The sequence below is a fragment of the Caldicellulosiruptor diazotrophicus genome (genome assembly GCF_017347585.1).
Lineage (GTDB): Bacteria > Bacillota > Thermoanaerobacteria > Caldicellulosiruptorales > Caldicellulosiruptoraceae > Caldicellulosiruptor > Caldicellulosiruptor diazotrophicus.
Window position 1 is genome coordinate 2,231,659 of record NZ_AP024480.1, and the last position, 25,885, is coordinate 2,257,543.

Genomic DNA, 25,885 nt, shown 5'->3' on the forward strand with positions numbered 1-25,885 from the left:
ATCTTTTTGGACAGCCCCCTGATTTTTGATAAAGAGTTTTATTCACATTTTCAATATTTCAAGTGCCCTTATTAACATTACTATCATTTCTGAACGTGTGATAATTTTTTGTGGTTTAAATGTATTGTCATTATATCCTTTAACAATGCCCAAACTGTATGCCTTTGCAATGTAATCTATTTTGTCAGCTGGCAAGTTAGATACATCAGCAAATGCAACCTGAGCTGATTCAGCATTTATACCCCTTTGCTCAAGTATCTTCATTATTATTACGCAAGCATCCAGTCTTGTAAGCGGTGCATTTGAATCTTTAACTGTCTCAATAATACTATTGTCAATTAACGCTTTGATAGCTGCGCTTGCCCACTGAGGAACATTTGGCAGACTTCCTTCTTGCTTTGGTGCAACTTCAAACGCTCTTTGAGCAAGTACTGCTGCCTCAGCAAGTGAAACTTTCTTGTCAGGTCTTAATGTCATATCTTCATATCCTGTAATAAGTCCGGTTGTGATTGCCTTCTTAAATGTAGTATATGCCCAATTTTCTTTCTTTACATCCTTGAATACATCTTCTAAGTTTGCTGCAACAACTGCAATTTTGCCAGCTTTGTTTGTAGTAACAATAAGCTTATCTTGCTCCTGCTTTGTTGCAACAGGTAACCACTTACCTTTCTGTGCATCGTAAATAAGTGCAATTGCAACCTGGTCTTCTTTAACAACCTGAGCATCAAGTTTTATTTGCAGCTGAACATTTCCTGCTATGTTCCCTTTTTCAACCGAAAGCTCAATTGGCTGAGCAATTAAAGTTCCTACATTAATATCCTGGTCAAGTTTTTCAACCTTTGCTATTTTAACCTGAGGTGCAAACCCTTTAATAGTATCCTGTGGAACCTCAAGTTTAATGTTCTTGTCAAATTCAATAGTAGACTTTGACATTGGATTAATTTCAACTGTGACAATGTCTTTTTGGGCTTGCTGTTGCGGTGTTTGAGATGGCTGTTGCACTGGCTGCTGTTGCTGTTGTTGTGGTTGCTGTGACGGTTGTTGCTGAGACTGCTGCTGTGATGGGGTTGATTGCTGTGATGGAGTCGGTGTCACTTCATATGTTATTGGTGCTGGTTGTGATGTTACTGGAATCTGTTCAGCAATCTTTATAGGTATATGAACATCATCTAAGTTAAGATGACCAAAATCAGCAGTACTGTTATCAACTAATATAAAGTACAACTCCTCACCAATATACGAAGAAGCATCCCATCTAATTCTTTGATACTCTTCATAATTAAATCCAGTTTGTTTAAATAGAATTTTACCATCTCTTACACGTACCAATGCAGCATACAATTTTTCTTCGTCTTTACCACCACTTAATAGAAAGTCTATTTTGCCATTTCCACCAAGAATAAAATTCTGAGTTCTAAGAGTCCCAGTTAATTTGTCACCACCAAGTTTTTCATTAAATCCCCATAAATGATATCCTCCTGGTATCCTTCGTGATGGATTAAAATAAATTGTTCCCCAGAATTTTTCCTCTTTTGTTACATGTGCATCAGTAAAAGCACTGCCTTCTGTTATCCAACCTGATAAATTCCCAGCTGAAAAATCATGATTTGGAGGTAACGTAACATTTGGATATTTCGAAGAATCCCAATTCTCCGCCACATACGGAAATTTAGGAGAATCCCAATTATTAGGAACATATACTGGCTTAGCTGGTTCTCCATTTCGAGCATTCATTTGCCAAATCTCTAATGATTTAATTCTTATTTTTCCGTCTGCCCAAAGTTGTATGCCAAGCGAATCGATTCGTCCTGGATATACTCTTGTTGTTATTTTCTTTTTATAATTAATAAATGATTCAATTATTGAACGATCAATATAAATGTGAATTTTTACATTCTCTCCGTTTAAATCAACTTTTCCTCCTTGTATTCCATAACATCTCGTATCAGGGTCAATACTTGACTTATTCCTATCAACATAGTAAGCACCTTCATTCAGATCATAATAGAATAAAGTTTCCTCTTCTCCCCTTGGAGATCGGCGAACCTTTATACCAAATTTTTTGGCATTTTGAGGTTTATCAAATTCAAGGATAATTTCAAGCATATCACTTTTTATATTGCCGATTAATTGATTAGCTTCATCAATTGATTTATCTTTTATATCTGCTAGTTTTTGTGCTCTTAATCCTTCAAGTTCTTTTATTGGTTTAACATCAATATCTTGAGTATAAACATTATAGCTTACTGTTACTGGTAATGCATTGGATTGTGCCCAACCAGATTCGTATTCAGCTTGTGGTGTTCTGAAATTCTGTACAATAGAAAATAGCACAGTCCTACCATCAGGAGTTACAAAACCTGCTTGTGCTGTTAAATGACCACCACCTAAATCCAACAACCTTGGTTCAATGTGGTCAGGTTTAAATCTACAACTTTCTTTATCCCATCTTCCTATCCAGTAATAAACATCAACTTTTGCTTCACCTCTACATGGAGTAACTAAGAAGATATACTTCATATTCCCATCTTTATCCTTGCCAATAGGAAGCAATACAGGTAATTCCCATACAGTACCAAGGTATTTATATTGCGAAACATCCCCATCAAATAAATGCCCTTTATATTCCCAATGATACATATCACTTGAAACATAAACCAATGCAGTACCTTGACTTCCATCTTCTCTGCCTGAACCTACTAAACAATACCATTTATCAGACTCTCTATCATACCATGCAAATGGGTCTCTAAACTCACCATATATACCTATTCCTTTTTCTTGTACTATTACTGGCTCAGGATACTTTACCCATTTTACCAAATCAGGATCATTAAGATCAGCTGGTCTCGCAATTGCTATTCTTTGATTAGGCGAAGCAGCGTCATTTCCAGCAGTATAAAAGATAACTGGATTACCATCCCTATCATAAGTTGCGCTACCAGACCAACATCCGTCTGGATCTAAATTGCCTGCTTCTGGAGCTAACGCTGGACTTACATTTTTCCACATTACCATATCATCACTTACCCAATGGCCCCAATGTATTTGATGCCAGTAAGGTCCTTGAGGGTTAAATTGATAAAATAAATGATACTTTCCTTTATAATAAATTGGAGCATGTGATTCATTCATCCAGTTGCCGGGAGGCATCGCATGATATTGAGGTCTATGTGGATCGCCATCATATTTACTTTCATCTATTTCAATATCGCTTGGAGGTATTTCTGGTATTTTACTACCATATTGTGCAATATAATTATCAAAATTATTCTTTATTTGTTCTGGAGAAAGAGCCACATTATAAATCTTTATTTCATCAATTAATCCCGAGAACATATTGAAATTAAAGACACCTGCAAAAGCAACTGCTTGATTGTTTTTACCAATAATGAAATCCTCTTTAGTTAAATTAATGGGATAATTTTTAGGTGTTTTCTTCGATGCTACTTCTTGACCGTTATAATACAATCGTACAATTGATTCTCTTGAATCATAAGTCGCAACAATATAATTCCATTTATATTTTTCTAATGGATGATCGTTACACCACACTTCAACCCATTCATCTCCTATCCCACATTGGAAAGACCACGTACCATGTCTGTACATGCCAAGAATATAACCTTCTTTTTTATCTCTATTATGCTGATTTACAATAGCTGATAATTTTCCTTCGTCTCCATATTCATAGTTGCGTGGAGCAACCCATGCTTCTATTGTTAATTGATCTCTCGGTAACTCTATATCTCCTGCTTTACGGGTTATAAAGGTAGAATATCCATCAAATGATAGTGAACCTCCTTTAATTCCGCTTTTACGCCATTCTGGATCTTTTGGACTTGCGTAAACAGCATTATTGAAAACATAATTAATATAATCCTGTTTCTTACTTACCTCATCTTTAGCTGTTTTCCCTTTACATTCATCAAAACTCCAATAAGCTATCAAACCTCTGTTATATACATTGAAATCATCAACTTTTATATAACCGTTCTGATCATAATCAACTACAACTATATAAAGCTCACGTCCGATATACTGTGATAAATTCACCTTGACTCTCTCCAATGTTTCTTTCTCTATGGTTTTTCTAAACAACAATATATTATTATTGTCGTAAATATCAACATATAATGCATTTGGATTACCTTTGCCACCAATTAAAAAACTAACTTCACCATTTCCTCCTAACTTAAACGATTGAGACTTAATACTTCCAATTTTATTCAATTCAGATTTAGCAAAGTATTTTCCTTCCTTCCCATCAATGTTTTCGTCTGACACAATAAAAGCATCACCAGTAACCAGCCAACCCGAAAAGTCTCCTGTTTCAAATCCATTATTAGATATTAACATTTTTGCATCTAAACTTTCAGGCGGAATATATGCTCTTATATCGTCTACTCCAATATAACCACTCGTACTTCTATCAACAATCTTTATATACATATTTTTGCCTAAATATTCTTTTACATCCCATATTATTTTCGAGAATGTATCTTTCCCATTCCCAGTAGCTTTAATAACTTCTTTACCATCTTCTAAATTAACAAGTGCTATATATAAACTATCTATGTCACTGTCTCCTCTTACTAAAAACTCAATTTTTCCACTCCCTGCTAATTCAAATACAGAACTCTTCAATTGCCCAGTAGCTTCTTTATTTTGTATACTTGATACACCTTTTTCATCTACAGTAAATGCATTACCTAAAACTTCATACCCAGTTAAATCTAATGTATGAAAATCTCCATTTTTTATTTCAAAAGGATATAAATTAATTCTAAAATCATCGGCATTTATATGTCCAAATCCTCCCCTAGCCTTATCTACAATTCTGAAGAACATTTTTCTGCCAATATATTCTGAGGCATCCCAAACTACTCTAAAATATTGTTCATCATTTCTACCTGTTGCTTTAAATACTTCTTTACCTGTTGAATCATCAACCAGTGCAACATATAAACTATCTATATTATTTCCTCCACCAATAAGGAAGCTTATTCGTCCACTACCATATAATTCAGGATCACCTTGAAGTATAAACTTGTTCGATTCTAATACACCCGTGAGTTGATCTCCACCAGACGCAAACCCCCATAAGTGATATGTTCCTTCTTGCTTAAATAACCTCGTCCCCCAATAAGTTGAAATTTGAGTCACTGAATTTAAAAATGTTTCACCCTCTACATTTAACCATCCTTCTAAGTCTCCTGTTTCAAAGCCAGGGTTTATCAATGAATTTGCGGTAACATTAATACTAAAGTCATCAACATTTATATGACCACTTTCTGAATTATCAACAACTTTTATATACACATCTTTATCTTTCAAATCAGAAACATCCCAAACTATTTCTGTATATTCTTCTTTCCCAGTTCCAGTAGCTCTTCTCAATTCTTTATCGTTATTTGCATCATATAATGCAACATAAACATTATTAATATCATCAGTTCCACCAATTAGAAAACTTATAGTGGGGCTATAAATGGTAAATACTGGCGATATGAGCTCTCCCTTTCGCTTATTCCCTTCCTCAACTGTATTTGCTCCAGCCAAACCAAAAACATGATAAAACCTTTGTTGGTTGAATTTGGTGCCAGATGGAGTATATACATCATTTACAACACTCCCTGTAAATGCGTCACCTTTAACTGTCCAACCTTCGAGGGACCCTTTTTCAAAATCTAAATTAGGTAATACATAAACTTTTTTTGGTCTATATAGATTCTTTGCCAATACACCATCTTGAGGAATTTCTTCGTAATATGTTTGAAAATCATCTGCAAATACTAAACCCCAATCTGAAGTTGCATTGTCTACTATTTCAATATATAAATTACGTCCTATATAAGCTGATAAATCTGCTCTATACTTTACCATGTTAGCTAATCTCATTCCCTGATCTATATGAGGGAAGTTTACATCTGCAAATTCTGTATTTCCATATCTTGCTATTATCTCACCAGTATCTGCATCGCATATCTGTATATAACACAGATTTACATTTTTTCCACCACCTAATCTAAACGTTATCCAACCAACTCCTCCTAATTTAAATGTCGTCGATCGTACTCTACCTGTCTCCGACTCCGGATACCTCCAACCATTCAAATGGTATTTACCTTCTTGATTATATGGTATTTGTTCTGCCCACCATGTTGTTTCATCTGACACGCTATTGGGTCCAAAAGCTCCTCCTTCTATTACTGTCCATCCTGTCATGTCCCCAGTCTCAAATCCCGGATTTACTATTGTATACGGATAATCTGTCTCCCCTTGTGAACCCTCGTTAGCGTATACATATGCTTGCGAAAACACAATATTAAGTACAAATACAATTAAAATTAGCGCTACTAAACTTCTACTAACGTACTTTTTAAACATACTCAACCCTCCTTATAGATTACTTGATTTTGTGACTATATTAAATTATTACAATTTTGTTTTTAACTTATATTCAACTCATACCCATCACCTCCCAAACAACAATAATTTTTCATATAGTGACTTATAAATTTCAGAGTATTTTATTGAAATTCTTGTTTTGCTTAAACATTATTTTTCTTAATAAACTAAACAGCCTTAGAAAATGATAACTAATTATAGTAAATTGTAATTGTGTCCAACTACTAATGTACGTGTAATATCTAATCTTTAATTTTTTATCTTAAACATTTGGTTAAACGTTTTTCTGAATTTTATAAGTTATATTGGCTAACCTTTCGCTAAATTTCTTATGTTTAATCTTTCTTGATTTTTAACAACAAATATTTAAAATATTTCTGCTTTAGAATAGTTTGAATCTTTTTTGGATAATTATCTCATGATCTTAAAATCTATATTTTCTAGTGTTAAATTATTCATACACACCAAACGAAATAAACCTATTAACATTTTCTAAAGAAGGTAATGCACTAATTGCTCCTTTCTTCATAGTAGTCAAGGCAGCAACTGCATTAGAAAATTTTAAATACTCTCTTATTTGACTTTCAGTCATTTCGGTAATATTTAGCTCTTCTTTAGACAACATATATAAGAAAGCCCCAATAAAAGAATCCCCTGCGCCAGTTGTATCAATTGCTTTAACCTTATACCCTTCAACTTCTATTTGTTTACTATTAAAATAAGCTAAACAACCGTTTTGTCCTCTTGTAATTATCAAAATTTTTAAATTATCGAACGTAGTCAATATCCATTGTGCAGCTCTTTGTATATCTTTAATATTAGTAATAAACTCCACTTCATCCTCACTTATTTTCAATATATCAGCATACTTTAGAAACATCAGTATTGTCTCTTTGTACTCTTTTTTATTATTCCACAATTGCAATCTCACATTAGGATCAAATGAGACAAATCCTTTCGCTTGTTTAATAGATTCTATTGCTTTTAAATGAGCATATCTAACTGGTGCATCTACTAAATCAACCGAGCAAAAGTGGAGGATATCTCCCTTCTTAAACCACGAAGGGTCAATTTCATCTTTATCTAATAATAGGTCAGCTCTAATCCTGTTATAGAAGAAAAATTCTCTTTCGCCATTGTCCTTTAAGGAAACAAAAACTATACCTGTATTAGCTAAATTTGTTTTTTGTATGTAATCAATATTCACTCCCGCATTCTGTAATGTTTCTAATAAGTAATCCCCAAATGGGTCAATACCAATCTTAGTAATTAATATACTTTCCCCACCTAATTTAGCTACAGTTGCAGCAACATTGGCAGGTGCTCCTCCTGGAGTTTTTCTAAATGTACCAACATTTTTTAGGTGGGTATTAATTTCGTCAGATACAAAGTCTATTAAGATTTCACCAATCGTATATACTCTTTTCATTTGATACCTCCTAATTCGATATCCCATTTATTCAAATTTTTTATTATTATTTTATTATCTGTAAAAAATTCAATCGATTTGGAAGTTGATTTTGGATAAACAGTAGAAGTCATTACACGTTCACCATTTTGAATAAAAACTTCAACAGAACACCTATCTATAAAAATTCTTAGACTTAATATATTGTTTTTTAATGATACAGTTGTCTTTCTAATTTGTTCATTATCTTCTTTTCCTTCAGTATTTTTTATTTGCTCCCCACTTTTTGATCTGTCAAAGATAAATTTTCCCTCTCTTCTATCATAATGCATTACAGTTTCTTCTTTTTCACCCTTTAAAACTTTAATCCCAAAATTGTTCGCATTTTGCGCATCTATTTCTACTTCAAGTTCAACATTTTGCCCTTCAATTCCGTCTAATTGTATTTTATCGTTTACAATAATATCCTTGTAACTAATTTTATTTTTTCTGTACTTAGTTATTTCATCAACTGGTATTTGATACAACTTACCATCGATAACTCTTAATTCTCTCGGCAAGGTCATTGCTCCTGCCCAATTATGCCCGTGACAATCAGTAGGAATAGTTCGGCCCCACACTTGCATCCACGCAATCATAATTCGCCTTCCTCTATCATCAACAAGCGTTTGAGGAGCATAAAAATCAAAACCATAGTCAATCTCATCCACCACTTCACATATAAATTTCCATGATTCATAATCCATTTTGCCAAGCATATATATACTTGAGAACAAATTATGATATTTATCACCATTTTTATCCAAGTGTTGAACTGATAAAATAAGAACATCCATATCATTTAACTTAAATAGACTTGGACATTCCCACATTTTCCCCAACTTATTGTCACTTCTTATTATTACACCTACATAATTCCAATTCAATAAATTGTTTGATTTATATAATAAAAGTTGTCCACTTCCATCAATGTTTCGAGAAGCTATTACCGCATAGTAACTATCATTGTGTTTGAAAATCATAGGGTCTCTAAAATCTTGTGGTAAGGCAATGTAGGGTAAATCCCTTTCGCTTATTACTGGATTTTGCTTTATTTTTTCAAAATTTACTCCATCTTTTGATACAGCCATATTTTGTACTTGTCTTATGTTTTTTGGATTATCCGGGTCTGGATTTGTATGACCCGTATACATCAAGTATAACTTTCCGTCTACTTCTATAGCGCTGCCAGAAAAACAGCCATCCACATCATAATACATATCCGGAGCCAAAGCAATTGGCATATGCTCCCATATTATTAAATCCTTGCTTTTTGCATGCCCCCAGTATGGGGTTCCCCACTTTGAGTCATATGGATAGTATTGATAAAATAAGTGATATTCCCCCTTGTAATATATAAAGCCATTAGGATCATTCATCCATCCTATTTCTGGCATCATATGATATTTTAATCTAAATTCAGGATTAACTTTGTTTCTGTTTTCTTCCACATATTTTTGTGCCTGTTGTAACTTACTCATTTGTCAAACTCCTTTTCGTCTAAAAATTTTATTCAAATATCGCTTTCATTTGCCAAATTATTAGTTTTTTAATTTTCACTGTATCAACCTTATCATTAGCCCTTAATAACAATCCTAAAGAATCATTTCTTACAGGATAAATCCTTGATGTCAAAACTTTAAGATTGTTTATAAAAACCTCAATCATTGACTTATCTAAAAATATGTGTAATTTTAATGTATCCTCATTTATATCAATAAATCCACCTTGGATTCCTGTTTCATATTCTTTGTTCAAAGTTGATTTTGTCCTGTCTATAAATATTTCTTTTGTACTGCTTTTATAACATATACAGGTTTCTTCCAACCCGTCTGGAGACCTTCTTACATTAATTCCAACTTCATTTGCTTCCCCTTTTTCGATTTCAAGTTCAATTTCTATACAATCATCTTTAATAAATTCAATCATCTTATTCGCTTGTTTTAGAGGTACATCTCTTATGTTTATGTACTCCTTTTTTCTTAAAGATTTTATTTCAGAAATTACATCTAACCCTAATTTCCCATCTTCCCTTAAATAAATATGTATTGGTAATCCTGCATTATGAGCCCATCCTGATAAATACTCATCTTTTCTTGGCCTTCTACCCTGTGTTATACTAAATATAATTGTTCGTCCCTTAGGGTCAACAAACCCACTTGGGCCTGTAAAATGTTCACCCAAATCAAATAGGTCAGGCTTTTCACTATCAGGAACAAATGATAAAGTATTTTTATCCCAGGTACCAATCCAATACCACACGTACCTATTGCTATATATATTATTAGAGTCAAGAAAATATGGATTTACAAGAAAAATATATTTTGTATTACCCTCTTTATCTTTTCCTATTGGCAAAAATACAGGTAACTCCCATATCTCACCCGTCTTTGGGTACTTATTGTAATTTCCAACATAAAAAGGTTTCTTGTATTCCCAATGATACAAATCTGTAGAAATATATAATAAGGCTGCTCCCCCTGTACTTTCCCCATCTTTCTGAAATCCAGTACCTACAAGCGCATAGTATATTCCATCTTCTTTCCAAATAAAAGGATCCCTAAAATGATTAAAATGCATTTTCCCTTTCTCAGTTTCTATAGTCATATCCTGTTTAATTATTGGTTTCCCTAATTTAACCCATTTTTTTAATTCAATATCTTCATCATCACTATAAGTACTCATTGCTAAAGTAATACACTGTGCTTTAGTATTGGGATCAATTGCTGTATATACAATGATAGGCTTCTCATTATCAACAATTGCTGAGCCTGACCAGCAGCCATTCTCATCAATTTTGCCTTTCTCAGGTATTAATGCCCATGGTAAATCCTTCCAATGTATCATATCATCGCTTATTAAATGCCCCCAATGAATTTGTCTCCAGATAGGTCCATGCGGATTATGTTGAAAAAAGATATGGTATTTCCCCTTAAAGTATAATGGCGCATGTGGCTCATTCATCCAACATCCTGGAGCAATTAAGTGATAAACTGGTCTGTGTTTATCACCATTATAAATTTTTCTATCTATCTCTATATATGTATTTGGTAGCTTACCATTCAGTTCTAAAATGTACTGGTTATAAATCCCCTTTATCTGATTTTCATTTAAGGCTTCATTATATACTTTCAATTCATCTATAAGTCCACAAAAACAACTTATCTCACACTCGTCCAACTTCTTTGAATTATTTGTTTTCCCAATCACCAGACTTTCATCAGTTGGTGTAATTTGAGAAATCTTGGGTACCTCTCTATAAGCAACTCTTTCGCCATTTATGTACAATTCCATGTATCCTTTTTTTCCATTGAAGACCGCTGCAACATAAGTCCATATATGTAAAGGTATTGTTTTTTCATAACTACTAACCTCATACCATTCCTTATTAATTGCCACTTTAAAAGCCAATTCATTAAACTTTTTTAAACCAAAAATAAACCCTTGAATTTTTTCATTATTATGTTGATTAATTATAGCAGTTATTTCATTATCCTCACTATATTCATAACATCTTGACATAATCCATGCTTCAATAGTTATTTCTTCAATTTTTCTTTTCATTATTCCTTCATCATCCTCAATCCACGTAGAAAAGCCATCAAAAAGCAGCGAATTACCTTTGATACCAGGTCGCCTTTCTGGACATGATGGTCTTTTAAATTTCGCGTTATTAAATACATAGTTTATATAGTTTTCCTTGCCTGTTACTTCATTTTTGACCACATACCCTTTTGTTTCATCAAATGACCAATATGAAATTAATGACATGGTGTTACCCTCCACTTAATCAAACTATTTTCCCCCATTTCATTAAAATTTTATAATTTTGACTTTGAGGCTGTCCTTGCAAGCCATGAATCCATTTTTTAATATAAAATTATTCCAAGGACAGCCTCAAAGCATAAATCAATCTTATTTGCTCTTCTTATACCTATCGTAAGCGGTCTGTATTATTTTTACATACTCATCTAAGCCAATTTTCTTTAGGTCTTGAATATACTTGTTCCATTCGTTATCAATTCTGCCGAACATTAGCCATTCTGCTCTTTTCTTGTTTACATATTGATATAAATTTACTTCAATCCTATTTTTCTTCTCTAATTCAGCCGGTGTAAAGAATAGAGTTGGAAGATTTTCATCTGTCATATAAGGTCCATATTTTTTAACTCTCTCAATTCTAACTTTTGCTCTTGCTTCCATATCAACTAAATTTTTGAAGTCTTCAGCAGTTACAACTCCAACTTGATTTGGCGCAACTTTCTGCCTATATTCTCCCATTGCAACTCCTGGAGGTAATGGTTTGAAAACAAGTCTTCCATTTTTTTCTTCGAACACATCACCAATTGGTCCCCAATGAATTTGTGCAGTCATTTTAGGTTCATATTGTAAATCAATCCATCTTGCTGTAATTTCTGGATATTTATTTTTCTTTGTTATAACAAAAGCACCTCTTCCCCACGGAGAACCATTTGATCTATATATTACTGGCTTTTCATTATTTAATCCCTTTATTGGTCCAACAAAAGCATAGTCCTTTTCTCTATCAGGTCCTACTATTTCAGTTTCTTCCCACCACATAAATGAACCTAAAGTTACATCCTTTGTTTTTCCCTTTGCAAACAACGCCGTTGGATCTTTTGTTTGAGTAAATGATTCCTTATCAATAAGCCCTTCTTTCACCCATTGATGAAAATACCTAATTGCATTCCTATATTGCGGTTGTACTGCTGTAAATATAACTTTTCCGTTTTTAACTATTAAATGGTCAATTGTATCCAGCATCCCAAACGCACTGAACAGTGTTCCAATATCAGCGCACCACCACATATGAATAAAACTAAATGGTATTTCATCAGCCTTACCATTTCCATTCGGATCTTTAGTCTTGAAAGCAACTAAAGCATCGTGCATTTCTTTTAAGTTAGTAGGCATTTTCAAACCAAGTTTATCAAGCCATTTTTTATTAATAAACTGAAATGATAGAACTGCTCCAATAGCTTCCTTGCCTGTTCCCAATTCTTCACCTACTGGTAGTGAATATATATGTCCATCAGGTAAAGTCACAAATTTCTTTATATCAGGTCGCCTTTTAAATAACTTAACTACATTTGGCATATATTGGTTAATTAAATTATCAAGTCTTAAAATTGTTCCATCTTGACTATATTTAAATAAATCATAATCTGAAAATCCTGCTCCATAAAAGGCATCAGGTAAATCTCCACTTGCTAACAACAAATTTTTCTTTTCCTGATAATCAGAATCAGGAATATTTATCCATTGAATATGCACGTTAGTCAATTTTTCAAGTCTCTTGAATATCAACATCTCGTTATAATTTGGTGCTAAAGGCGCTTTTGGCGAGACTATTTTTAGTGTAACCTTAGTCTTTACAATTGGTAAACCTGTCTTGTTGAAACCAAGCTGTTTCATCCACGAGGAATACCCAAGAATCGAGCTAAAGGTAAACAGTACCAAAGTAGCAAACGCAATTAATTTTTTCTTCATCGTAATCCTCCTCCGTTTTTTTAATAAATTTTAGAATAAAATAACATACCCTTTTATTAAGCAAATTCACCTATAACATATTCTATCACCACCTTAATTTATTTAATTATTAACTCTTCGCAGAAACGCTCAAGACGAGCGTTCTTAAACGTTTCTGTAACTTTAAGGTTGAAAAAACAATCATAAATACATCCAAGTGCTTTTAAGAAGAACTTTATAACGAAATTCTAACTTAGAAATTAGTCGAAGTATATTGAAGTATATTAAAGTATATTGTTACTCTTTTTACCCTAAGCCCTAAATGATAGTTTTCATAATACCTTGGGTGTTCACAAAAGGTCTATTCAATTTTGAAAAACTATTTCAATTTCTCCAAAATTGTCATTCCTTCAAATCAAGGAACTTAGAAAAATCACCTTTTAATATCACATTTTTGGTGGCTATCAATTAATTTGTGCTAATTTGAATATTAACCCTTTATTGAACCAATCATAACACCTTTTACAAAGTATTTTTGGATAAAAGGATAAATAATTAAAACAGGTACAGATGATACAACAATTGAAGAATATTTTATAAGTTCTCTCACTTTTAATTTTGCAGCTAAAGTATCAACATCCACCATCATCCCTAATTGAGGTTCGGACTGAATTAAAATTTTTCGGAGGACAAGCTGCAAAGGATATAATTTTTCATTTGAAAGATATATTAATGCATCAAAAAAACCATTCCACTGACCAACAATCGCAAATAACGCTAAAACAGCTATAATTGGCCTCGACAAAGGCAGTACTATCTTTACAAAGAAACGTAAATCAGAACAACCATCCATAAATGCTGCTTCTCTTAGCTCTTCGGGAATATTGAGTTGAAAGAACGTGCGAGTAATTATTAAATTCCATACAGAAACTGCACCAGGTATTACCATTGCCCAAATTGTGTCTAACATACCAAGACTTTTTACTAAAAGATATGTAGGAATAAGACCACCACCAAAAAACATTGTAAAAACAAATACTGCCATAAAGAAATTTCTGCCATAAAAATCTTTTCTTGCCAACGGATATGCTCCGCTCACTGTCATCGCAACACTAATAATTGCTCCTAATCCAGCATAAATTAGTGTGTTTCTATATCCTAATAAAATTGAATTATCCTCAAATATTCGTTTATAACCATCAAAAGTAATTCCTTTAGGTAAAAACCAGATTTGTCCACTAGAGACCATATCCGGGTCACTAATTGACGCAATGATGATAAAATACAAGGGGTATAGTACAATGAGTGCAAAAAATATCAAACTTAAATAACTTATTGTATCAAACAATCTATCCTCCGAACTTTGGTTTTTAGTTCTAAACATTCTATCCTCTCCTTTTACCACAGACTTGTTTCGCTAAACTTTTTTACTATCCAATTTACTATAATTAGCAATATAAAATTTATAACAGAATTGAATAACCCCACTGCAGTAGAAAAAGAGTATTGTGCTTGTAGTAATCCTAATTTATAGACGTATGTCTGAATAATTTCAGATACATCTAAATTAAGAGGTGTTTGCATTAAATATGCTTTTTCAAAACCTACATTCATAATATTGCCAAGTGCCAATATTAACTGTATAATTATAACTGGCATTATTGCAGGTATGTCTATAACAATCGTTCTTTTAAACTTGGAAGCCCCATCTACTATAGCAGCTTCATGCAATTGAGGATCCACACTTGATAATGCTGCCATATACACTACTGTTCCCCACCCTGTACCCTGCCATGCACTTGACAATACATATAATGGTCTGAACCAACCTGGAGTGGCAAAAAAATCTATTGTATTGCCACTTATCGCTTGAATAATCTTGTTAATAATACCACTGGACGGAGATAAAAACACATACATCATACCTACTAAAACTACTGTTGAGATAAAGTATGGTGCATATAAAATAGTTTGAATAGTTTTCTTAATCTTTTCGTTTGGTAACTCATTAAGCATTAAAGCAACAATTATCGGCAAAGGGAAGGTTACTATTAGCTGAAATATATTTAGATAAACAGTATTCTTGATTAAATCCCAAAAGTTAAATGAATTAAAGAAATCTTCGAAATACTTGAAACCAACCCATGGACTACCTATTATACCTTTTGTCGGGCTGTAATCTTTAAAGGCTATTAATATTCCGTACATTGGTATATATTTAAAAATGATGAAATACAAAAAGGTAGGCATAATCAATAAATACAATTGATAATTTCTTAAAATCTTTTTAAACGTTATCCTCATTTTAACTCCTCCTGGATTTGTTATATCTTAAATGCTTTTTGTTTTAGTTTTTAGAATTTTAAAATTCTTATATAAAAAGTTCTGGAATAAGATTGTAGTTAATCGTTTTTCTGATGTTTAAAAAACAATTAACACGTTCCCCTCACTATTAATTCAGTTGGAAGCCTATACTCACCATACTTGGTACTTTTTCTATTGATTCGATTTAATAACACTTCTGCAGCTTTAACTCCCATTTCATAGGGATATTGTTTCACTACAGAAAGTGGAGGATTAGTAACACTAGTCCATTGATAATCGTCATAACCAATGATAGCAATTTGTTCAGGTACTTTTATATTACTATCATACAAATATTTTACTGTACCATTTGCCATTACATTATTTGCAACAAATAAAGCAGTCACCCCCTCTTTTTCAACAAGTTCTTTAGCAAATTCGTATCCATTGTTAAAGTTAGCTTCTCCAATTCTTATTAAAGAATAAACTACCTCTAAATTGTTATCTATAATTGCCCTTTTATATCCTTCTATTCTTTCGTCACTCGTTGTTATTCCTAATGGACCACTAATAAAACCAATCTTTTTATGTCCTTTTTTTATCAAAGTATACACTGCCTCATATGAACCTTTAAAATTGTCAGATAAAACACAATCAGAAGAAAAACCTTTTGGTATTCTGTCAATAAACACAATTGGGTAATTGTTACCAATCATCTCATGCATAAAACTATGTTCATCTTTTGTAGGAGCTATAATTAAACCATCTATCATTTGTGTATTAAAAAGCTTGATTAATTCCTTTTCTCTTTCTAACTGTTCGTAGGAATTACTTAATAACAAACTATAACCATATTTTTTTAATGTATTTTCAATACCTTGGGCTACACTAATAAAGAAAAAACTCGACGTATCATCTGGTAACATTGGCACAATTAATCCTATTATATTTGATTTCTTACTTCTTAATCTTTTAGCAACTGAATTAGGCACATAATTAAGTTCCTTCATTGCCTGTAAAACTTTCCTTCTTAAATCTTCTGATACATACTTAGAATTATTTATAACATGAGATACTGTGGCCACAGAAACATTTGCTTTTTTAGCAACATCTCTTATAGTAACTCTCAAAACACTTCACCTTCAGATAGAAATTTATTTTAAATGTTTTTAATGACTAATTTTGCGGATATTAATTAATGGATAATCGTTTTTCTATTATTATTTTAATCAAAGTATAGTTTTTTGTCAACAATGTTTTTATCTTTTACAGAAAAGTTTTCAGTATAATTGTATACCACAAGCTACTAAAATGGAAATATTATTGTGCCTTCTGTTTTATTCGTTTAAAATATTATTTCTGCAATTTTTTAGTTGTTTAATAAAAGATAAAAGACAACAAGAATGACTGTAAAAATAAACTCTGCAACAATACAATATTACTCTTCATCGAATTTATTTAAAACTATTTTATTTTTAGTGTTTTTTGATTATCGAAAAATATTAACTTTTTAACTTTTCAACAATTCTATCAACTATCCTTTCCTGATACCCCGAAAGCTTTAATTCTCTCATTTTATTGCATACATCAAAAAGCTCTGGGCTTTTTACATTTCGTAGCATCACAAGCCTCTTTTGAGAAATCTTGTTTTTAGATAAAGACAAAAGGTAGCTTTCTTCATCCATGCAAACAGGAACTGCATTGTAGTTTTGAATAATCCTGTCTGCTATCAAGAGCCCTTCAGGGTCAAAGTCGCCTGAGTAAAATATAGTAAAGCCTTCTTTTGAAAGGCTTTCAAGTACAATCTTTGTAGAAAGTCTTAGCTGCCCGTTTGTACAAATGAGAGAAATATCACTGCAAGCTTGCATCAGCATTGAAAACACAGCAGGGTTTTCTACAACCACAATTTTCTTTGAATATCCAAAAAACTGCTTGTAATCCTTAATGGTATAAAGAGGCAGAATCACCGGCTTTTTTTGCAAAGCAAAACTTTTGAGCGCTTCATCTTCTGTTCCATCTTCTGATATTGCACCTATACCATATACCAAACACCAGTTTGAAAGCTCGTCTATGATGATGTTGTGCATGTACAAAAGTTCAGTTTTTTCCTCTGAAGATTTTGGATATTCAACATTTTTTACCAGGCTTAAAATTCTTAAAAATATCTTGCCACTGTCGCGGTCTTCGTCAAAAAAATGAGGGTCATGCGCCATTTTAGTTGCAAACACCGCAAGACTTTCTATTCTTTCTGGCTTTGTTGCGGCAGCTTTTAAGCATACTTTTAAAATGTTCAAAAGTTTTTCTTCAGAATACTTCTTAAAATACCCTTCAAACTGCTTGAAATTTTCTTTTACAGCTTGAAATACACACTCACTATCTGCGCCGTTTGCCAACTGTTTTTCTAATTTTTCAAGAAAGCCTGAAAGTTGCTTTTGTCTGCTCTCTTTTTCTTCTTTTTTTGTTAAAATATCTTTTTTTAGAACATGTGAAAGCACATCTTTAAAATCAAGCGAAGAAAATTTGGTCTGCTCAAACCTCTTTTGTGCAAACTCTTTTACATTGACAACCACCCTGTCACCGCTGACAATTCTTCCAAGATAGCGCGAAAGCATCTCTTTTTCAACTGGCTGTAGGTTTTCCAGCACAACCTTGCCTGAAAACCTGCCAAGCGACCTGTATTTGTTGTAAATGAGCTCCAGCACACGCACAAAACCCTTGTGCGAAAAGTATTCTATGCACTCTTGTAAAAGCCTGTCTTCCTTCATATCTCCACCAACACCTTCTTGTACCCGTTCCAGATGTATTTTACTTTGAGAACACAGCCTTTGTTTCGGTCTGAAATAAGTTCATAAATGCAAAGTCCTGGCACTGTTTTGTAATCTCCCCACAGAATCTGAGAGTTCATGATATAGTCAAACTCCAAACTTTCTATCAGGTCAAACATCTTTTCAATGTTGTTCTCATCAACGCCGGCAAATGCCTCATCAAGCGCAATTATGCGCGGTGCAAAGCTTGCAGCACTCTGGTACTTTGCACATAGCGCTGCCAAAAGAGGAACATAAATGGAAAGTGCTTTTTCGCCCCCAGAAAACTTGTCGTATGCGTTGTTTGTAAGCTCTCTTCTGTTTTCGGTACCTCTTTGATAATAGAGCCTGAACTCAAACCACTGCCTGTAATCCAAAATCTCTTTCATTATCTCATAAAGACTTCGAAAACTGTCGGGTGAGTCCTGAAGTCTTTTTGCCCTTTCAATACGTGCCCTGAAGTGTCTCACAACCTTTTGTTTGTCTTCATCAGTTGCAATAGACAAGTCTTTGCTCATGAGTCCTATCAACTCCGCAGTTGAAAGCTCATCTTCAAGTTCCTGTTTTTTCTGCTCCCACGAAAGTCTGAATTTAAGATTTCCTGAAAGGTCCATGCCGTCCATTAGCTCATTCATTCTCTTTACCCAGTCCTGTGCAAGCATTATCTTACTTGAGATTCTCCGTCCAATGTCTTTTATTAAAACCTCTTCAAAAAGCTCTCTTTCCTGCTGGGTGATAAGATTTTTCTTCTCGATTATTTCAAAATCTATTCTCTCTAAAAATTCATAAAGTGAAAGCAATCTTCCATCCTTCTTTGCTGTCCAAAAATATCTTGCATAGCCAGTCTTTTCATCTTCCTTGAGATAAAGATTTGCTCCAAACTCTGCAATCTGCACTTGAGCTTCATAGTGTGCAGAAATGAGCCTTTCAAAAACCTGGTTCAAATCCTTGGATTTAAATTCATTAGCAAAGCTACTTTTTTCCTTTGCAAACTCTAAAAGTTTGCTCTCATCCTCAATATTTTCTTCCTTCCATACAAAACCAAAAGAAAGTTCAATCTTCAGCACTTCAAGGCTATTTGTGTACTCTATTTTGGCTTTTTCAAGCTGCGAAGCTTTTGTCTCAATCAGCGCTTCATGTCGTGAAATTTTTGCAACTATCTCCTGAAGATTTTTGTTAAAGCTCTCTATCTCCTTAGGAATACTATCAAGACGCTCAATTGCCTTTTGCTGCTCTTCAAAAAGCTTATGAGCATCATCGCTTGAAAGCCTTTTTTCAATTTCAATTTTCTTTAGTTCTAAACCTTCCAATCTTGTTTTTAAAACCTGCAAATCGAAGCTTAAATTTTGAATATTTTCTTCTATCTGTAGGATTTGATCTTTTCGTAAGTCTAATGTCCTTGAAACTAATTTTTCTTTTTCAACCTCGTTTTCTAAATTAACAAGTACACTTTTAAGTTTTTGAGCTTCTTGGCTCAGCTTTAAAAAATTATCCTTCGTAGCTGTAATAGAAAGTTTTGTTGCAATGACAGAAATCTCATGCTGTGAACTATTTTCTCTTCCCAAAAGCTCTCTTATCTTCTTTTCTAAAAACTCTATCTCTTTTTGAAGTTTTGACTTTCTATCTTCCCTTTCTTCAATCATCTCAAACGCAGTGTCAAGGTCAACCAATGAAGGAAAGCTGTTTCTCTCGTTTTTTAGCTTCTCAACCAAATTTTTCTGTGCATTTCTTTCCTGTTTTTTGTTATCTAATTCAACTGAAAGCTTCTGCACTTCATCTTCAAGCTGTGATATTAGCATCTGCCTGTACCTTCTTCTATTTTCAATGCCAATAAACTTTGCATTTTCGCACGTGGTTGTTCTGCCTTTTAAAATGCTACTACCAAACCTTCCATCCTCACTGATGTAAATCCCATCATCTTTTTCGGTGGCAAAGATGCTGTCAATCACAGCTGCCACTTCCTGTTTTAGCTCAATAGGTCCATCAAAGTCAGCAACTTCCAAAAACTGGTTCAGTAGATGCGAAAAATACGCAGGTTTTGAAATTAAAATTATTTCTTTTTCATCATCCATAAGGTCTGAAAGAATATCTTTGTGTTTTTCTGGAACAATCAAAGCGTTCAAAATCCCAAGACAGTTTAGCGCATCTTCAATGATAGCTTTCTTTTTTTCGTCCACACCGTCTTTAAAATCCACAGCCATATAAAAAGGTATAAATGGCACCCCTTTTTGCAAAAGCCTGTCTCTTACCTTCTTCTGCTGAGGAGACAGAATAATCTCGTCATCCTTCTGGCTTTTAATTTTTTCAATCTCCTCTTTCTTAGCTTTAATTTGGCCATTTAACGTTTCTATCTCAAATTCAAGCCTTCTTATTGTATCTGAGATAGCAAGATAATGAAAGTTATAAATATCATCTAAGATTGAGTATATTCTGCCATAATCACCTTTTCTCTCACAACTATTTATCGCCTGGAAAATTGCTGTTCTCTGCTCATCTAAAGCTTTGAAAACCTCATTTTGTTCAAAGTAAATAGAAATAGCATTCTTCAAACTATTTTTTACTTCTTCAAGCTGAAGCAAAAGATTTTGTATCTCTTCCTCCACCTTTTGTGCTTCTGCTCTGTTCATATCAAGCTCTTTATAAAAGCCGTCCAAATCTTTCTTGATTTCACTTAATTTTTCATAATTTTTAAGTGCAATTTCAACCTGAGATAAGAAAGATGAAAGCTCATCCTTTAAAATGTCAAGGCTTCCCTGCTCAAGAAGATACATATCAAGCGTTTCTAAAAATCTCTGAAAACCAATTGATTCGATTAGCAATTTGCCTTCTTTGACGCTATCTTTTATTTTTCTTTTGTACTTTTCAAGCTCTTCTTCTAAAGCGATAAGCTGCTGTCTTTCCTTTTCAAGTTTTTGTGAAGCTGAATTTATCTGGGAAATCTTTTTGTTTTTCTGCTCCTCAAGTTCTCTGAGCTCTTCTTTTATATTTAAAAGCTCTTTTTGAAGCTTGAATATGTCACTTTCTTTTATACTTTCAAGCCTCAATGTCAAAGACTCTTGCTCTTTTTTAAGCTCTTCTATTTTTTCTTCTATCTTAAGCTTTTCTTCTCTATTTTTCTCAACCTCAGTTTGAGCTTTTTCAAGCTCTTTTTTAAGGCTCAAATACTCTTTGCTTTTTTCTAGCACGCTAAGTATACATTGCGCAAGCAAAAGCTTGTTGTACTCATCATAAACCTTTTTTAACTTTTCCAGCACATCTTTTATGATCTCAAGATTTTTCAGCTCTGTTTGAATCTTGTCCATGTTTTCTATGGAGTCAGAAAGACTACGCAAGTCTGACTCAGATAGGGCAGGAAGCGACTCTTGCAGCATCCTGCAAACAGTATCAGGTTTTATATCCCTCGAAAGTTTTGGCGTTCTAATTCGAACAATCAAGTCTATCAAATTTTCAAAGTCCTCTATATTTTCAAAGCCAAACAAGATCTTGTTAACTTCCTCCATATAATCCTTTCTGCTTGTAAAGACCTTGCCACCATCTCCTATCAGGTTTTCAAACTTCTTCTTAGTAAGTGGAATTTTTTGGTCGCCTATCTTTTCATAAAAGAAAATGTCAACTCCAAACCTTCTTCCGTCTGTTAGAACAAAATACCACGTATCAGGGCTCGTGCCTCTTTTTGCCCTTATTCCCATGCCTACGGATACAAATACATTTTGTTTTTTAAACTCAAGAAAAAGATAGGCTATTGCCTCGTTTTTCTGACCTGGTCCCTGATCGCCAAGAACATAATCTTCAAGCTTTCGCGCATTTGACCCGAAAGAGTCAAGCCTGGACGGGTGGTAGTTGCCATCTAAAAGTAGCGTAATGAAACTTTGCATTGTCACAGACTTGCCTGAAGCGTTAGGACCACGAATAAGCATCCTGCCATCGTAAAAATCAAAATACTCCTCGTCATAGTACCAGTAGTTGAAAACTCCGGCTCTGCTTAGCACCCATCTATTTTCCTTGCTCATCGTCAAAATACAAACCTCCATCTACATTTATATCTTCTATATCCTCAAAAGCTTTCTCGGTGCTGTTATTTTTCTCGGAAAGCTGACCATTTGTATCATAGTCCTGATACTCTCCAACAACTCTTAAAAAAATAGGGGATATGGCAAGATATCCATCGTCATTTGTCTTTGCAATATTGTGAAGCTGCAAAAACTTTAAAAGTTCTTCAAATATTTTCTCTGTTGACTTTTCTCTCCACTCCTTGTTCCAAAAATGCCCGTATTTTTTCTTGACATCCTCCACAATTAGCTTAAAATAGTCAAGCGAAATTTCAAGCATCTCATTTGTAGGCGAAAGTCTCAGCTCCCCTTTTTCAACCCTTTCAAAAAGTTCTCTTGAGCACAAAAGCAACAAATCGCACAGGTTCGAATGGTCAGGATAGGTATACTTGTAATCACCTTCAACGCTAAGGTAGGCAAACGACTTGAACAGGTGAAGCTCAAGCTCTGGTACAAACTTTTCAAGGTCCTGTAAAATGGTTGTCTTTTGCTTTTTAATGTAATAAAGTGGTGCTTCACTCTCAAAATCCACAATGCCATCTATCAAAAGCCCTCTGTAGGCTTTTATTCTCTTTATATCAGTGATTTGGTCAGAAAGTCCATTTGTAAACTTAAACTCGCTATTTAAAATCTCTTCGACTGACGAATACTCAACAAGGCTTTTAGGAAATGTCCTCATAAAGTACTTTGATAGCCCTGTTGATTCATAAAGTACATCTACATCAGCTCTTTCCACAAACAGCTCTTGATTGCCATCATCTATCTTAATAAGCCCCATCTTTTCGCAAAACTTAAGCACTCTTATAAGCGACCTTCTGTCAGAATACATCGTCCAGTCAATTTCCTCATAAGGAAAATTCGACCGTATATACTGCGTGATATCCTCAAGCAAAAACTGAGTGTCTTTGCCCTTGTCCTCTAAAAATGCAAGAACAAGACAGAAAAATACATAGTCTTTCGGCTCTTCAAACTCCAAAATCCCCATGTACTCTCTTGGGACAAGGGGTACCTTTTCAAGTCTGACCATGTCAGATGTAGCATAAAACTTAAGTCCCAGTTTGGAAACTATAAAGTCTTTTAAGCCTTTGTCAATGTTTTTGCACTCATAATAGCTTTCAACATCTTTTTCTTTTAAAATCCAAAAGTTGTTAAGTAGCTTTAAAAGTACACTTTTCATCTTTCTATTTTCCTGCCTTTCTTTACTCAACAAACTCAATTACATACGCCGGCATCTCAAGCTCACCATCTGTCGATTTTAGTACACAATATCTTCCATCTTTTGGTCTTACAATTTTAAATCTTTTTCCTGCGTCCGTATTCCCAAAACCTGACGAAAGTCCTCTTGAGAGCCACACAAGAAGTTTTTTTCTAACCTGTGGAGTCAAAACAGGAAGATTTTCAAACTCAATTCTCCCATCTTTTATAAGCTCAGCAACAAGCTTTTCTTCCTCTTCAATCTTCTTTTTGTACTCCTCAAACCTTTTCTTCTTGTCTTCAGAAAATTCAGATGCCGGCAAAACCTTGCTCTTTTCCCTCACAAGTCTTCCTCTTGAGTGAAGCAAACTCTTCATCGGTGGTACATCAAGAATGCTAAGACTTGCAAGTTCGCTCTGCCTCTTTTCCTCAGCTGCAATGTATCGTGGCAAAAGCACACCAAACACAACTGCAGAAAGCTTGTGACATGTAGCTAAATCAAGGTTTGAGAAGATTTTAGCTAAGTGTTTGTACTCTTCCTGCCTGTTTACTTTGACACTTGACATCTCTGAAAGCCTTGCTGCAAGGTCAGATACTTTTCTTATAAGCCCTTGGATCTGGTCAGAAAGTTTTTCTGCCTGGCCATGAGGAGCAACAAACCAGAGTTTTATATTGTCAAACCTTGCTTTTATATTTCTTTCTATACTCTCTGGGTCTTTGAATATGTTTTTGGGATGTTCTTTTTCCTGGGCGATTATGTAGTTCAAAAGCTTTTCAACTTTAGAGTCTTCCAATAACAAAAAGATGGATCTTATTCTTGGAAGATAGTTCTGAAATATAATATAGAAGTTGTAAAGGTACTGTACAAGCTTTGACTTGTAGTCCAGAAACTTTTCTCTTATCATGAGATTTTCAGCTTCATACGACTTTAACATTGAAATATACTCAGAATAGCTCTTTTCAATTTCCTCAAATGATCTTGTCAGTTCGTCCCACCAGTCAACTGCTCTTTTTTGTGGGTCTTGCAATATACTATCCACCTGCTGAAGCAAGAGAAATATCTTCTCAATATGTTTGGGATTTAGCTCTGCTTTTGTGTCCTCTTGAGTTTCAAGTTCAAACAAAAACCTTTCAATCTTAAGTCCGATATGTGTAAGTTCATACAAAAATCTTTTGTTTTTGAACTCTTCAACAGTCCTGGTCTTTGACGTATCCTGAATTGAATTTAAATTGCCCCACTCAACAAGACTTTTCAAGTCCTGTTCGCACATCTGTTCAGTGTAGTCTGCAAACTGTGGGAAACCTTTTAAAAATGTGAATATCTCTTCTTTTGTGAGCCTGTTTTTGTATTCTAAATGGCACAAAAAACAATATCTCATGATTGTTCTGTATCTTTCTGAGTTAGGCGCTGTGAGGTACTCAAAATATTTGAGTTTGCCCAAAAGTGGAAATCGAAAATTGTCAATCATTGTAAAGTTCTACCTTTCTCAAAATCTTATCTTAAATTATATCACATCTTACCAAACAAAAAAGGGGCTGAAACATTTTTTGCATACAGCCCCTCTTATTCTAATTTGCTGAAAACACAGCTTTTTTTAGATTGCTGATTTCAACCTCATGCCTGCCAAGAATCTCGTAAAAAACCTCAATTTTTACTCTGTTTTCTTTTAACTCTTTTATATCCTTTTTCATCTCTTCCATATTGCCTGAAAGTTGTTTTATAGCAAACTCAATAACAGCAAACCTGCCATCAACATATCTTCTCAGTTCTTCATGTTCACGCTTGTCTTGATCAAAATGAGATTGTTGAATCTCTGCCATAAGTTCAAGTTTCTTCTTGAGGTCTTCAAGCATAATAGAGTTCTTGGTTGTCTCAACCTCAAGCTTGTCAACCCTTTTCTCAAGAGTATCAAGTCTTCTTTCTACTGCACCAAGTCTCTCTTCTACCCTGTCAAGTCTCTCTTCTACCCTGTCAAGTCTCTCTTCTACCCTGTCAAGTCTCTCTTCTACCCTGTCAAGTCTCTCTTCTACCCTGTCAAGCCTCTCTTCTACCCTGTCAAGCCTCTCTTCTACCTTGTCAAGCCTTTGTTTTACCTCTTCTAAGCCTTTATCAATGCTATCAACCTTTTCTAACACAAGAGTTAACATTTGCTTTATCTCATCCATATTTTAGCAGCTCCTCTTAT

13 protein-coding genes are annotated in these 25,885 nt (G+C 34.0%); all 13 read right to left on the bottom strand.

Going from position 1 to position 25,885, the window contains the following annotated elements; translation table 11 throughout:
- Positions 1 to 42: 42 nt before the first annotated feature.
- The 13 genes from CaldiYA01_RS10655 to CaldiYA01_RS10715 all read right to left on the bottom strand — a co-directional run bounded on the left by CaldiYA01_RS10655 (position 43) and on the right by CaldiYA01_RS10715 (position 25,865).
- A complete protein-coding gene (locus CaldiYA01_RS10655) occupies positions 43 to 6,390 on the bottom strand; it encodes a GH32 C-terminal domain-containing protein (RefSeq protein ID WP_207179555.1) in 6,348 nt (2,115 codons plus the stop codon).
- 472 nt (positions 6,391 to 6,862) lie between these two features.
- A complete protein-coding gene (locus CaldiYA01_RS10660; RefSeq protein WP_207179556.1) occupies positions 6,863 to 7,840 on the bottom strand; it encodes a carbohydrate kinase family protein in 978 nt (325 codons plus the stop codon).
- Positions 7,837 to 9,339, bottom strand: a complete 1,503-nt coding sequence (locus CaldiYA01_RS10665; RefSeq protein WP_207179558.1) for a glycoside hydrolase family 32 protein — start codon at positions 9,337 to 9,339, stop codon at positions 7,837 to 7,839. The genes CaldiYA01_RS10660 and CaldiYA01_RS10665 overlap by 4 nt, the downstream gene beginning before the upstream one ends.
- Before the next feature lie 28 nt (positions 9,340 to 9,367).
- Positions 9,368 to 11,629, bottom strand: a complete 2,262-nt coding sequence (locus CaldiYA01_RS10670; RefSeq protein WP_207179560.1) for a GH32 C-terminal domain-containing protein — start codon at positions 11,627 to 11,629, stop codon at positions 9,368 to 9,370.
- Between the two features lie 144 nt (positions 11,630 to 11,773).
- Positions 11,774 to 13,369 carry an ABC transporter substrate-binding protein gene (locus tag CaldiYA01_RS10675; RefSeq protein ID WP_207179562.1) on the bottom strand — a complete coding sequence of 532 codons (1,596 nt, stop codon included), beginning with the start codon at positions 13,367 to 13,369 and terminating at the stop codon, positions 11,774 to 11,776.
- 469 nt (positions 13,370 to 13,838) lie between these two features.
- On the bottom strand, positions 13,839 to 14,732 hold the full coding sequence (locus CaldiYA01_RS10680) for a carbohydrate ABC transporter permease (protein WP_207179563.1): 894 nt from the start codon (positions 14,730 to 14,732) through the stop codon (positions 13,839 to 13,841).
- Positions 14,733 to 14,746: 14 nt separating this feature from the next.
- A complete protein-coding gene (locus CaldiYA01_RS10685) occupies positions 14,747 to 15,652 on the bottom strand; it encodes an ABC transporter permease (protein ID WP_207179565.1) in 906 nt (301 codons plus the stop codon).
- A 128-nt stretch (positions 15,653 to 15,780) separates the two neighbouring features.
- Positions 15,781 to 16,782 (bottom strand): LacI family DNA-binding transcriptional regulator, encoded by a 1,002-nt coding sequence (locus CaldiYA01_RS10690; RefSeq protein WP_207179567.1) that lies wholly within the window; start codon positions 16,780 to 16,782, stop codon positions 15,781 to 15,783.
- A gap of 372 nt (positions 16,783 to 17,154) precedes the next feature.
- Positions 17,155 to 18,417, bottom strand: coding sequence for a TIGR02679 domain-containing protein (locus CaldiYA01_RS10695; RefSeq protein ID WP_207179569.1), 1,263 nt, complete (start codon positions 18,415 to 18,417; stop codon positions 17,155 to 17,157).
- Complete coding sequence (locus tag CaldiYA01_RS10700) at positions 18,414 to 22,466, bottom strand: TIGR02680 family protein (RefSeq protein ID WP_207182840.1); 4,053 nt, start codon at positions 22,464 to 22,466, stop codon at positions 18,414 to 18,416. Before CaldiYA01_RS10700 ends, CaldiYA01_RS10695 begins: the two co-directional genes overlap by 4 nt.
- The gene (locus CaldiYA01_RS10705; RefSeq protein ID WP_207179570.1) at positions 22,450 to 23,682 is read right to left on the bottom strand and encodes a TIGR02678 family protein; all 1,233 of its coding nucleotides are present in this window, start codon (positions 23,680 to 23,682) and stop codon (positions 22,450 to 22,452) included. The genes CaldiYA01_RS10700 and CaldiYA01_RS10705 overlap by 17 nt, the downstream gene beginning before the upstream one ends.
- Before the next feature lie 22 nt (positions 23,683 to 23,704).
- A complete protein-coding gene (locus CaldiYA01_RS10710; RefSeq protein ID WP_207179573.1) occupies positions 23,705 to 25,168 on the bottom strand; it encodes a TIGR02677 family protein in 1,464 nt (487 codons plus the stop codon).
- 100 nt (positions 25,169 to 25,268) lie between these two features.
- Positions 25,269 to 25,865, bottom strand: coding sequence for a hypothetical protein (locus tag CaldiYA01_RS10715; protein WP_207179575.1), 597 nt, complete (start codon positions 25,863 to 25,865; stop codon positions 25,269 to 25,271).
- Positions 25,866 to 25,885: the final 20 nt, after the last annotated feature.